General features: G+C 66.7%; 8 protein-coding genes and 1 pseudogene. 6 read left to right on the top strand and 3 right to left on the bottom strand.

From position 1 onward, the window contains the following. Positions 1-54 precede the first annotated feature (54 nt). Together Q9R31_RS06090 and Q9R31_RS06085 are read right to left on the bottom strand one after the other, a co-directional pair. Positions 55-2322, bottom strand: a pseudogene (locus tag Q9R31_RS06090) (SulP family inorganic anion transporter). A 190-nt stretch (positions 2323-2512) separates the two neighbouring features. After that, entirely contained in the window at positions 2513-3472 is a 960-nt protein-coding gene (locus tag Q9R31_RS06085) for a heme o synthase (protein ID WP_311261848.1), read from the bottom strand. A gap of 518 nt (positions 3473-3990) precedes the next feature. Here Q9R31_RS06085 and tkt point away from each other — a divergent pair. The 6 genes from tkt to pgl are packed head-to-tail and all read left to right on the top strand — an operon-like array spanning position 3991 to position 12210. Beyond that, the gene (gene tkt, locus Q9R31_RS06080; RefSeq protein ID WP_311262195.1) at positions 3991-6108 is read left to right on the top strand and encodes a transketolase; all 2118 of its coding nucleotides are present in this window, start codon (positions 3991-3993) and stop codon (positions 6106-6108) included. A 27-nt stretch (positions 6109-6135) separates the two neighbouring features. Further along, complete coding sequence (gene tal / locus Q9R31_RS06075) at positions 6136-7251, top strand: transaldolase (protein WP_311261847.1); 1116 nt, start codon at positions 6136-6138, stop codon at positions 7249-7251. A gap of 5 nt (positions 7252-7256) precedes the next feature. Further along, entirely contained in the window at positions 7257-8888 is a 1632-nt protein-coding gene (locus Q9R31_RS06070; RefSeq protein ID WP_311261846.1) for a glucose-6-phosphate isomerase, read from the top strand. A 16-nt stretch (positions 8889-8904) separates the two neighbouring features. Continuing rightward, a complete protein-coding gene (zwf, locus tag Q9R31_RS06065) occupies positions 8905-10464 on the top strand; it encodes a glucose-6-phosphate dehydrogenase (RefSeq protein ID WP_311261845.1) in 1560 nt (519 codons plus the stop codon). Continuing rightward, positions 10461-11402: a glucose-6-phosphate dehydrogenase assembly protein OpcA gene (locus Q9R31_RS06060; protein ID WP_311261844.1), complete on the top strand. Its 942-nt coding sequence runs from the start codon at positions 10461-10463 to the stop codon at positions 11400-11402. Before zwf ends, Q9R31_RS06060 begins: the two co-directional genes overlap by 4 nt. Next, complete coding sequence (gene pgl / locus Q9R31_RS06055) at positions 11392-12210, top strand: 6-phosphogluconolactonase (RefSeq protein ID WP_311261843.1); 819 nt, start codon at positions 11392-11394, stop codon at positions 12208-12210. The genes Q9R31_RS06060 and pgl overlap by 11 nt, the downstream gene beginning before the upstream one ends. Here pgl and Q9R31_RS06050 read toward each other — a convergent pair. Further along, positions 12163-12567 (bottom strand): RNA polymerase-binding protein RbpA, encoded by a 405-nt coding sequence (locus Q9R31_RS06050; protein ID WP_311261842.1) that lies wholly within the window; start codon positions 12565-12567, stop codon positions 12163-12165. The genes pgl and Q9R31_RS06050 overlap by 48 nt on opposite strands. Positions 12568-12686 lie beyond the last annotated feature (119 nt).

Here is a 12686-nt window from a genome sequence, read left to right as displayed (position 1 = left end):
CCCGCACCAGGCGCCAGGCGCCCCGGTCCCGCTTGGGACCGGGGCGCCTGCCCCTTAACGGTCCGCGACGGCCTTGACCCGGAGCCCGGCGCCGCAGGCAGGGTCAAGGTTCTCGATGCCGGCAGCCGAGACCTGCAGGACCTGCGCCGTGGAAATGTCGTAGAAGAGGCCGGTGGCCTTCACCTTCCCCGCCGCCAGGGCCGGGCCCGCCACCGGATGGTTCTGAAGTTTGGCCAACTGTACGGCCACATTGACCATCGCCAGTTGGTCCACCCTGCTGTAACCCGCTGCGGCTGCCTGCCGGCCGACCGGATGCCCTGCGAGCAACTCGGCGTGGCTTGGCCGGGCGTGGTCCAGCCACCGCCCGAATGCCGGGCCAAGGGAACCGTCGTCTTCGCCGTCGGCCTCTGCGAGCAGTGCCTTCATGGCGCCGCAGTTCGAGTGCCCGCAGATGACGAGCGACTGCACCTCCAGGCCATTGACGGCGAAGGACAGGGCCGACGCGGTGGAGGCGTCCTAGCCGTTGCCGCACACCACGTTGCCGATGTTCCGCAGTGTGAGCAGGTCCCCGGGGCCACTGCTGGTGATCAGGTTCGGGTTGACGCGGGAATCGACGCAGGCCACGAACAGGCTGTCCGGATTCTGTCCTTCCGTAAGGTCATGCACCAGCGGACGGACCTGGTGCGCAAACCGGCGGTGGTATTTGTTGACGCCCTGCAGCAACGGCTCCCTCCGTGGCCGAAGGGGCAACTCGGTGGCTTCCTCGCGCCGGGGAGCCTGGTGGGCAGCGTCCCGGAACACTGAGTTGCCGTGTTCCTCGAGGGTCACCGTGCCGCCCGTGGCCTGGTGCTGGCGCTGCCACGCCAAGAGGGCTTCACGGAAGGAATGGTCAACGTAGTCGGCGTTGAGCTCCACCACCACGTCCGCGGCGGCGGGGACCGACTGGAGGACGCCGTTCAGCTTCGGCAGCGCGAAAAAACTGCAGGATCCTGCGATGGTCACGCGCCATGGCGACGGCGGCGCGGCGCCAGGGTGGGCCTGGATGGATGCCCGCAGGAGACGCCACAGCACACTGGCAGCGGCGAGGGCCAGGCCGATCATGACACCCTCAAGCAGGTTCAGGACCACTACGCAGATGAGCGTCACGGCATAAATGGCGAGGTCTCCGGTCCGCAGGCTGGTCCGGATGTCGGCAACCTTGATCAGGCGCGCTCCGATCACCACCAGCAGTCCGGCCAGGACGGCCAGCGGGATCAGCTGGATCAGTCCCGCGAAGAGGGCAGAGAACGCCAGGACCCACACACCGTGCAGCACCGCGGACGTCCGGGTGGCCGCACCTGCCTCCACGTTCGTGGCGCTGCGCACAATGACGCCGGTCACAGGCAGCCCGCCCAGTGACCCGGAAACGATGTTTGCGGTGCCCTGGCCGATCAGCTCCCTGTTCAGGTTGGTCCGCGGGCCGGTGTGCATCTTGTCCACCGCGACGGCGGACAGGTGGGACTCGATGCTGGCGATCAGGGCCATGGTCAGGATGGCAAAGGCGAAGGCGCGCCAGTTGCTGTCCGGAAGCTGCGGGAGGGCGATGGCATCGAGGATCGAGCCGTCCAGTGAGATGCGTTCGACGCCGGGGGCAAAGGCCACGGCCAGTGCGGTGCCTGCCGCGACAGCGGCCAGGGGGCCGGGAACACGCCGGACTGCGGCGGGCAGGAACTTCCAGGACAGGAGGATTCCCACCACGGCCAGTCCAAGCAGGGCCGCGTGCAGCTCAAGGTTGGTGATGGCTGCCGGCAATGCCGCAAGGTTCTCGAGTGCCGAGCCTGCTGGCTGGGATCCGAGGAGCACGTGGAGCTGCTGCAGGATGATGGTGACGCCGATGCCGGCGAGCATGGCCTTGACCACTACCGGCGAAACGGCCAGGGCTGCCCTGCCCACGCGGCTGATGCCCAACAGGAGTTGCACGACGCCGGCGGCTGCGGTGATTGCGCACGTCACCTGCCAGCCGAACTCCTGGACGAGGCCGGCGACGACGACGGTCAGGCCGGCGGCCGGTCCGCTTACCTGCAGCGGTGAGCCGCCGAGGCTTCCGGCCACGATTCCGCCAACGGCTGCGGCGATGAGTCCGGCCATGATGGGCGCTCCCGACGCGGCTGCAATGCCGAGCGACAGCGGGAGGGCTACGAGGAACACCACCAGGGATGCCGGCACGTCGGCACCAAGGTGGGCGGCAAAAGGCGGGCGCGGGAGCCTGCTGCGGCTGCGGTTTCCCCTTTTTCCCGGCGGGCTGTGGCCGGGGGCCGGGACGGCGGAGGGACGGACTTCCATGGATTTTTCCTTTGATCGAGGGAAGGGGCCGCTCCACCGTAAGCAGCTTGTCATTCAGGATGACAGCTAAAGTGATTGACATGACAAAAACGTCATGCCCATGGGTTACGCACCTGCGGCTGTGTGCTTAAAAGCAAGACGGCGGCTTCCACCAACGGGTGGAAGCCGCCGCACAGGCTTGACGGAGGGCCTAGCCGGCCATGAGTGCATGCCCCACGAAGGGGTCCACCGCCAGCGCGATGAACAGTAGGGTCAGGTAGCTGATGGAACCGTGGAAGACCTTCATGGCGCCCTTGTCCGCGATGTCCTCGCGCTGGGCGCGGGCGTACAGGGCGTGTGATTCGTAGAGGAACCATGCGCCTGCAAGGACTGCCGTGACCGTGTAGACCCAACCTGCCCCTCCCGCCGGGATCATCAGCAGTGAGCAGGCCACCATCGCCCACGCGTACAGGACCACCTGGACGGACACCACCTTGGCGCCGGCGATGGCGCCGAGCATGGGGACGTTGGCGTTCCGGTAGTCCTCGCCGTAGCGCATGGACAGGGGCCAGTAGTGCGGCGGGGTCCACAGGAAGATCACCATGAAGAGGATGACCGCCGGCCACTCGACGGAGTTGGTGACGGCAGCCCAGGCAATCAGTACCGGGAAGCAGCCGGCTGCACCGCCCCAGACGATGTTCTGCGCTGTGCGCCGCTTGAGGATCATCGTGTAGATGACCACGTAGAAGAAGATGGCGCCCAGCCCGAGCCAGGCCGAGAGCGGATTGGCGCCGAACCAAAGGATCACGATCGCGGCGGCGCCCAGCAGCCAGGAGAAGACCAGGGCCTCGCGCGGGGTGACTTCACCGGTGACCAGCGGCCTGTTCTCCGTGCGGTGCATCAGCTTGTCGATGTCCCGGTCGATATAACAGTTGAACGCGCCCGCACTGCCGGCAGCGAAGGCGCCGCCCACCAGCGTGGCAAGGATCAGCCCGATGGATGGGAAGCCCCGCTGGGCATAAATCATGGTGGGCAGGGTGCTCACCAGGAGCAGTTCGATGACGCGCGGCTTGGTGAGGGCGAGATACGCCTTGGCCTTACGGGCAAACCCGGCGCCGGAGGCCCGGGATGCGTTCAGCGGCGTATCTGTAGTGCTCACGGTGGCAGTCACCCGTTCTGTGTGGCAGTTGAGGCTGGCAATGCAGCTCCGGTCGTGCGGCCCGGGCCCGGGCACGGCGCAAAGGGAGGAAATGCTCCAAGAGCGTGCAGCAGTCGGGAAACCCCGGACGGCAATAGGGATGCGCACCCGGCGTTGGCCTCCGAATATCATACCGCGCCACCGGCCCTGTCCATGCCCTGCCATATGCGCAGTTGATTGCTCACGGGCCCATTCGAGCAGATTAACTCAACCCTTCGTGATGGTGATGCACAAAAGGGGAAATTGCGTCCAAAACGTGAGATTTGGGCCGCCCGCAGAATGGATAAGAGCTAAGCTGTCACCAGATCAGCACGCAGCAAGAAAGCGGTGGAAAACGCATTCCCGCTGCTGTCCGTGACTGAATGCAAGGATCAACGTTTCGATGGTGAACGGCTGGTACACACCGCAGCAGGCGCCACCCAGTGCGCCCTTTACGGAGCCGGTGTACCACCGCCATCAGCACAGAGAGGGGCCCGGTTTTCGTGCCACATTTGGAAGAGCAAGAACTGTCATGGACCAGCTTGGACCAGCGCGCCGTGGACACCATCCGCGTCCTGGCCGCGGATGCGGTGGAGAAGGTGGGCAACGGCCACCCCGGAACCGCCATGAGCCTCGCCCCGGCCGCCTACCTGCTTTTCCAGAAGCTGATGCGCCATGACCCGCGCGATCCGCAGTGGCTGGGCCGCGACCGTTTCGTCCTGTCCCCCGGCCACACCTCGCTGACCCTTTACATCCAGCTGTTCCTCTCCGGTTACGGCCTGGAGCTGAAGGACCTGGAGGCGCTGCGCACATGGGGTTCGCTGACCCCGGGACACCCTGAGTACAAGCACACCGCCGGCGTTGAGATAACCACAGGCCCGCTGGGCCAGGGCCTTGCATCCTCGGTGGGCTTCGCTTACTCGCAGCGCCGCCAGCGCGGCCTGTTCGACGCTGATGCCCCCGCCGGCGAGTCGCCGTTCGACCACACCATCTGGGTCATCGCTTCCGACGGCGACCTGCAGGAAGGCGTTACGGCTGAGGCTTCCTCGCTGGCCGGCCACCAGGAACTCGGCAACCTCGTGGTCATCTACGACGAGAACCACATCTCCATCGAGGACGACACCGACATCGCCTTCACCGAAGACGTCCTGAAGCGCTACGAAGCCTACGGCTGGCACACCCAGCGCGTGGACTGGACCCGGACCGGCGAATACAAGGAAGACGTCCAGGAGCTCTACAGCGCCCTGCTCGCCGCCAAGGCCGAAACCTCCAAGCCGTCCATCATCTCGCTGCGCACCATCATCGGCTACCCGGCACCCAAGAAGCAGAACACCGGCAAGATCCACGGCTCTGCCCTCGGTGCCGAGGAAGTCGCAGCGCTTAAGGAAGTCCTGGGCTTCGACCCGGCCAAGTCCTTCGACGTGGACCAGGAAGTCCTGAACCACGCCCGCGCCGTGGTGGACCGCGGTGCTGCCGCCCGCAAGGAATGGGAAGAGTCCTTCAACGCCTGGCAGGCAGCCAACCCGGAAGGCGCAGCACTCCTGCAGCGCATCGAGGCGCAGGAACTTCCGGAGGGCATCGACGCGGCCCTCCCGGTCTTCCCGGCCGGCAAGGACGTTTCCACCCGTGCAGCATCCGGCAAGGTCCTCAACGCCCTGGGCCCGGTCCTGCCCGAACTCTGGGGCGGCTCGGCCGACCTTGCCGAGTCCAACAACACCACCATTGAAGGCTCGCCGTCCTTCGTGCCGGCCTCCAAGCAGACCGGCGCCTGGTCCGGCAACCCCTACGGCCGCGTGCTGCACTTCGGCATCCGCGAACACGCCGCAGCGTCGATCGTGAACGGCATCAGTTTGGCGGGCAACACCCGCGCGTTCTCCGGCACCTTCCTGATCTTCAGCGACTACCAGCGCCCGGCCATCCGGCTCGGTGCCCTGATGGGTGTTCCGTCGCTGTACGTCTGGACCCACGACTCCATCGGCCTCGGCGAGGACGGCCCCACCCACCAGCCGGTGGAGCAGCTCGCCTCGCTGCGCGCCATCGTGGGCCTGGACGTGGTCCGTCCCGGTGACGCCAACGAAGTGGCAACTGCCTGGAAGACCATGCTGGAAAACCACGCCAACCCGGCAGGCATCGTCCTGACCCGCCAGAACATCCCCACGTGGGAACGCGGCGGGGGCGACGCCGACGGTGACACCTTCGCCTCCACGGCAGGTGTGGCAAAGGGCGGCTACGTCCTGGCTGAGGCATCGAAGGACGGCGCCACGGTTCCGGCCGACGTGATCCTCATTGCCACCGGTTCCGAGGTCCAGCTGGCGGTCCAGGCCCGCGAAGCCCTCCAGGCCGAAGGCATCGCGGCCCGCGTCGTCTCCATGCCGTGCGTCGAGTGGTTCAAGAAGCAGGACGCCGCCTACCGCGAGTCCGTCCTGCCGGCCGCCGTCAAGGCACGCGTCTCGGTGGAAGCAGGGCTGGCCCTGGGCTGGCGGGAATTCGTCGGTGACGCCGGCCGTTCCGTGAGCCTTGAGCACTACGGCGCTTCCGCCGACTACAAGCGCCTCTTCCAGGAGTTCGGCATTACGGCAGAAGCCGTGGCTGCCGCCGCCAAGGACTCCCTCTCCAGCCTCCAGGCCTGAAACCTCATCTTTTAGGAGATACGAAAAATGACTACTCCCACCCAGCAGCTCTCCGACGCCGGAGTCTCCATCTGGCTCGACGACCTTTCCCGCGGACGCCTCCAAACCGGCACGCTCCGCAAGCTCATTGAAGAGAAGAACGTGGTTGGTGTGACCACCAACCCGTCCATCTTCCACGCCGCCATCACGTCCGGCACCGACTACGACCACATCATCGCCGGCAAGGCCGCCGAGGGCGCGAGCGTGGAGGACACGATCTTCGAGATCACGACCACGGACGTCGCCGACGCCTGCGACCTCTTCGCCCCCGTGGCTGCCGCCACAAAGGGTGTTGACGGCCGCGTCTCCATTGAGGTCGACCCGCGCCTTGCCTGGGACACCGCCGGGACCATCGCGGAGGCCAAGCACCTCTCGCAGCGCGTCAACAAGGACAACGTGCACATCAAGATTCCGGCAACGCTTGAGGGCCTGGAAGCCATCACGGCAACCCTGGCCGAGGGCATCAGCGTCAACGTGACCCTCATCTTCTCGCTGGAGCGGTACCGCGCGGTCATCAATGCGTTCCAGTCCGGCCTGGAGCAGGCCAGGGAAAACGGCCACGACCTCTCGAAGATCCACTCCGTGGCATCGTTCTTCGTTTCCCGCGTGGACTCGGAAATCGACAAGCGCCTCGACAAAATCGGCACCGACGAAGCCAAGGCCCTCAAGGGCAAGGCCGGCCTGGCCAACGCCCGCCTCGCCTACCAGGTCTACGAAGAGCTCTTCGCCACCGAACGCTGGGCCCTGCTGGCCGAAGCCGGCGCACGCCCCCAGCGGCCCCTGTGGGCTTCCACCGGTGTTAAGGACCCGGCCTACCCGGACACCCTTTACGTCACCGAGCTGGTTGCACCCGGCGTGGTGAACACCATGCCCGAGAAGACCCTGGACGCCACCTTCGACCACGGCGTGGTCACCGGCGACACCGTCACCGGCACCTACGAGGAAGCAAACGCGACCCTCGACGCCCTGGAAAAGCTGGGGATCTCCTACAACGACGTCGTAGCACTCCTTGAAACCGAAGGCCTGGACAAGTTCGTGGCCAGCTGGAAGGAACTGCTGGCCGACGTCGAGGGCGCCCTCGCCTCTGCACGGAAGGCTTCCTAACACCTATGAGCACTCTCAGCTTCGACGCCACCGGCGCTGCCCAGCAGGCGCTCGATCAGCACCTTCCCGCCCTCGTGGAGGACCGGGTCGCCACCCGGATCTTCGCCAAGGACCACACCTTGTGGGGTCCCGACGCCGAATCCGAGTCGGCAGTCCGCCTCGGCTGGGTGGAGGCTGCAACCGTCTCACAGCCTTTGGTCAAGGGCATCCTGGAACTCCGGGATGCCCTGCGCGCCGAGGGCGTGAGCAGGATTGTGCTCTGCGGCATGGGCGGATCCTCGCTGGCCCCCGAGGTTATCGCAGGCACGGCCGGCGTCGAGCTGACAGTGCTGGACAGCACGGACCCGGACCAGGTCCGGGCTGCCTTGGCGGACCGGCTGGGCCAGACCGCCATCGTGGTCTCGTCCAAGTCCGGCTCCACCCTGGAGACCGATTCCCAGCGCCGGATTTTCGAGCAGGCCTTCACCGAGGCCGGTGTGGACGCCAAGAGCCGGATCATCATCGTGACGGACCCGGGCTCGCCGCTGGACAAGGCCTCCCGAGAGGCCGGCTACCGCGCCGTCTTCAATGCCGACCCCAACGTCGGTGGCCGCTACTCTGCGCTGACCGCGTTCGGCCTGGTTCCTGCCGGCCTGGCCGGCGTGGATATCCAGGCATTCCTGGACGAGGCTGAGGAAGCAGCCGAAATCCTCAACGACGATGCCCCGGAAAACATCGGGCTGGCCCTGGGCGCCGCGCTGGGGGGAACCAGCCCGTTGCGGAACAAGGTCGTCATCGCCGAGGACGGCTCAGGCATCGTTGGGTTCGCTGACTGGGCTGAACAGCTCATCGCCGAATCCACGGGCAAACTGGGCACCGGCATCCTGCCCGTCGTGGCGGGGCCGCATGCCCCTGAGGTGACGTCCGCCGCCCCCGACGTCCTGGTGGTGCGGCTCGTGGCCGCGGATGCCGACGTCGAACCCGGCGACAACCAGGTGGCCATCGCCGGCGGCCTCGCCACCCAGATGATGGTGTGGGAATTCGCGACCGCCGTTGCCGGACGCCTCCTGGGCATCAACCCCTTCGACCAGCCTGATGTCGAGGCGGCCAAGGTGGCAGCGCGTGGCCTGCTGGACGCCCAGCCGGAGCCGACGCCTGCGGCCTTCGTCGACGGCGCCATTGAGGTTCGCGGCGGGGACTGGCTCGGTGACGCTGCCACAGCCGAGGGCGCCGTCAAGGCTCTTCTGGGAACGCTGGCCGCGGACAGCTACCTGAGCGTCCAGGCTTACTTTGACCGGCTGGCCTTCGCCGGGCTGGAGGGTATCCGGGACGAACTGGCCGCAGCATCCGGCCGTCCCGTCACCTTTGGCTGGGGTCCGCGCTTCCTGCACTCCACGGGCCAGTTCCACAAGGGTGGTCCCGCAATTGGCGTGTTCCTCCAGGTCACGGCCACCCCCGCTGAGGACCTCGGGATTCCGGACCGGCCCTTCAGCTTCGGCGAACTCATCGCCGCCCAGGCCGCAGGCGACGCCCAGGTCCTGGCTGGGCACGGCCGTCCCGTGCTGCGCCTCCACCTCACCGACCGTGCCGCCGGCGTGGCGCAGCTGCAGGACATTGTCGCTGCCCTGTCCACCCGCGCATCCGCTACCGAAAGCTAAGGCGCAGAAAGCAACCATGCCAGAAACTGAATACGGCAGGAAGGGCGCGGGCCGCGGGCGTAATCCGTTGCGTGACCCGCGCGACCGCCGTTTGAACCGGATTGCCGGTCCATCGTCATTGGTGCTCTTCGGGGTCACGGGTGACCTTGCCCGCAAGAAGCTCATGCCCGCGGTATATGACCTTGCCAATCGTGGGTTGTTGCCGCCGAGTTTCGCCCTGGTTGGGTTCGCCCGCCGGGAGTGGGACAAAGAGGATTTCGCCGCCGAGGTGAAGGCTTCGGTGCAGGCGCACGCCCGGACGCCCTTTGATGAGGCGGTATGGAACCAGTTGTCCGAGGGCATCCGGTTTGTCCAGGGCGAGTTCGACGACGACGCCGCGTTTGAGCGGTTGGGCGAGACGATCAAGGAACTCGACGACGTCCGCGGCACCCGCGGGAACCACGCGTTCTATCTGTCGATCCCGCCCAAGGCGTTCGAGCAGGTCTGCCGGCAGTTGTCCAAGCACGGCCTGGCTCAGGCCGAGGGGGACAAGTGGCGGCGTGTGGTGATCGAAAAGCCGTTCGGGCACGATCTGGAGTCGGCCCGGAAGCTGAACGACATCGTGGAGTCGGTGTTCCCGCCGGACGCGGTGTTCCGGATCGACCACTACCTGGGCAAGGAAACGGTGCAGAACATCCTGGCACTGCGTTTCGCCAACCAGTTGTTTGAGCCGTTGTGGAACGCCAACTACGTGGACCACGTGCAGATCACCATGGCCGAGGACATCGGCACCGGCGGCCGGGCGGGGTATTACGACGGCGTGGGTGCTGCGAGGGACGTGATCCAGAACCACCTGCTGCAGTTGCTGGCGTTGACGGCGATGGAGGAACCGATTTCCTTTAACGCCGATGACCTGCGGGCGGAGAAGGAAAAGGTCCTCGCCGCGGTCAAGCTTCCCGAGGACCTGTCCACGCACTCTGCCCGCGGACAATTCACCGGCGGCTGGCAGGGCGGCGAGCAGGTCCAGGGCTACCTGGAGGAAGAAGGCATCCCCGCCGATTCCACTACCGAGACCTACGCCGCGGTCCGGGTGGACATCCACACCCGCCGCTGGTCCGGAGTCCCGTTCTACCTCCGGGCGGGCAAGCGGCTGGGGCGGCGGGTGACGGAAATCGCCGTCGTCTTCAAACGCGCCCCCAACCTGCTGTTCCGTGACCACGGCGAGGACGATTTCGGGCAAAACGCGGTGGTGATCCGGGTCCAGCCCGACGAGGGCGTGACCATCCGGTTCGGGTCCAAGGTCCCGGGCACCCAGATGGAAGTCCGGGACGTGACCATGGACTTCGGCTACGGGCACTCCTTCACGGAATCGAGCCCGGAAGCGTATGAGCGGCTGATCCTGGACGTGCTCCTGGGCGAGCCGCCGCTGTTCCCGCGGCATGAGGAAGTGGAGCTGTCCTGGAAGATCCTTGACCCGTTCGAGGAATACTGGGCGTCCTTGAATGAGCAGCCCGAACCCTACGCCCCCGGCTCCTGGGGCCCGGCCTCCGCTGATGAGCTGCTGGCCCGTGACGGACGAACCTGGAGAAGGCCATGATCGTGAACCTGCCCGACACCACCACCTCGAAGGTGTCCAAGAAACTCATGGCCCTGCGCGAGCAGGGCGGCGTGATTGCCCTGGGCCGGGTCCTCACCCTCGTGGTGGTCACCAAGTCCGGGCTCGAGGAAGAAGCCATCGAGGCCGCGAACGACGCCAGCCGGGAACACCCCTGCCGGATCATCGTCCTCGCCGACGCCGGGAAGGACGCCCAGGACCGGCTCGACGCCCAAATCCGGGTGGGCGGGGACGCCGGTGCCTCGGAAGTGATCGTGCTGCGCGGTTACGGCCAACTGGCCCACGAGTCCGAATCCCTGGTGGCCGCCCTGCTGCTTCCGGACGCCCCGATCGTGGCCTGGTGGCCGCACGGCGCCCCGGAGAACGCGTGCGAAACCTCCATCGGCGCGATCGCGCACCGCAGGATCACCGACTCCGCCAACGAACCGGACCCGCAGGCGGCGCTGGAACGGATCCACCACACCTACAAGGCCGGCGACACGGACCTCGCGTGGACCCGGCTGACCAACTGGCGGATCCAGCTCGCCGCGGCCCTGGACGAAGTGGACTCCTCCCCGGTCACGGCCGTCGCGGTCGAAGGCGCCTCGGACTCACCCTCCACCATCCTGCTCGCGGCCTGGCTCACCCTGACCCTGGACGCCCCCGTCACCATCGTCGCGGACCCTGCTGGAACCGGTATCCGCCGCGTCCGCCTCACCCGCCCCGGCGGCGACGTCCAGCTCTTCCGTCCCGGACTCTCCGTCGCAGAACTGACCCAACCAGGCCAGCCCGCCCAACGGATCTCCCTCCCGCGCCGCAGTCTCCGCGACTGCCTCGCCGAAGAACTCCGGCGCCTCGACCCGGATGAAGTCTTTGGGGAAGTGATTACTATTGGACTGCCACGTACCAATCTAAGGAGCGTCCGACCCAGTGAGCGTTGACCCACGAGTAAGCATCCATCCGGATTCGTCCGTCCTCATGGCCGCCATCGCGGCACGCCTGATCACCAAGCTCGTTGATGTCCAGGACAAGTACGGCGAAGCCACCGTGGTGCTCACCGGGGGAACCGTGGGAATCGGCACGTTGAAGGCTGTTGCTGACTCGCCGGCGGCGCCCGCCGTCGACTGGTCGAAGGTCAACTTCTGGTGGGGTGACGAACGTTTCGTTGGATCCGCCGATCCTGAGCGGAATACCGGGCAGGCGTTCGAGGCGTTGCTGTCGCACATTCCCGTGGACCCGGACAGGGTCCACTCCCCTGGTTCTGCAGATGACTTCGGCACCCCCGAGGAAGCAGCCGAGGACTACGCACGCCAGCTGCGGGAAGCTGCCGCAGCCGAGCACGCAGCTGACATGTCCGACGACCGGCCGGAGGAACCGTCCTCACTCCCCCGGCTGGACGTGGTGCTGCTCGGCGTGGGGCCGGACGCGCATATTGCGTCGCTGTTCCCCGAACAGGCCGGGATCCGCGAAAAGGACCGCACCGTGGTGGGCGTCAGGAATTCCCCCAAGCCGCCGCCGCTGCGGATCTCCCTGACCCTCCCCGCCATCAATACGGCGGCGGAAGTCTGGATGGTTGTGGCCGGGGAGGACAAAGCAGGAGCGGTGGGACTGGCACTGGCCGGCGCCAACCCCGTGCAGGTACCTGCCTCCGGTCCCCGGGGAACCTCCCGCACCCTGTGGCTCATCGATGAGAACGCGGCCTCACGTGTCCCGCAGCAGCTGGTCCGGAAGGACGCCGCGGGCGCGTAGCTTTTCCAGCGCTCCGGCCAGGACGTCTTCGGCGTCCTGGCCGGAGCGCCGTTCTTTAACGTATTCCAGGTGGCTTTTGTACCCGTCCTCGAAGGGGTCGTCAGCCTCAGCGGCCCGGCCATCCCGGGAAGCAGGACCACCGCACCTCCGGCAGTCCCATGTGCGGGGAATCTGGTCCTCGGGCATCTTCAGGAACACCGGTTGCGTCTCGTGCCCCTTGGCGCACCAATAGGACACACGGATGCGGGGAAGGGGCCGCGGGGACGAGTCGTTGGAGTCGTTGGACTGCAGGCTCGAACCGGACCCTGCCGTAACCCCGGCGCGCGTGCCCCGGAAGCCAGATGACGGATGGACCATAACGACTCCTGCCTCCAAGCGGACGCCGGCGGCCAGCAGCTAAAGACAAAACTGTGGCTGCCGGGTAAACCGACAGCCACAGTCTAAGTCGCAGGCCTCATGACCGGCAGGGCCTAAAG

This window comes from Pseudarthrobacter sp. BRE9 (genome assembly GCF_031844305.1).
In the GTDB taxonomy this organism is placed as follows: domain Bacteria; phylum Actinomycetota; class Actinomycetes; order Actinomycetales; family Micrococcaceae; genus Arthrobacter.
This window is presented reverse-complemented; position numbering and strand designations above follow the sequence as displayed.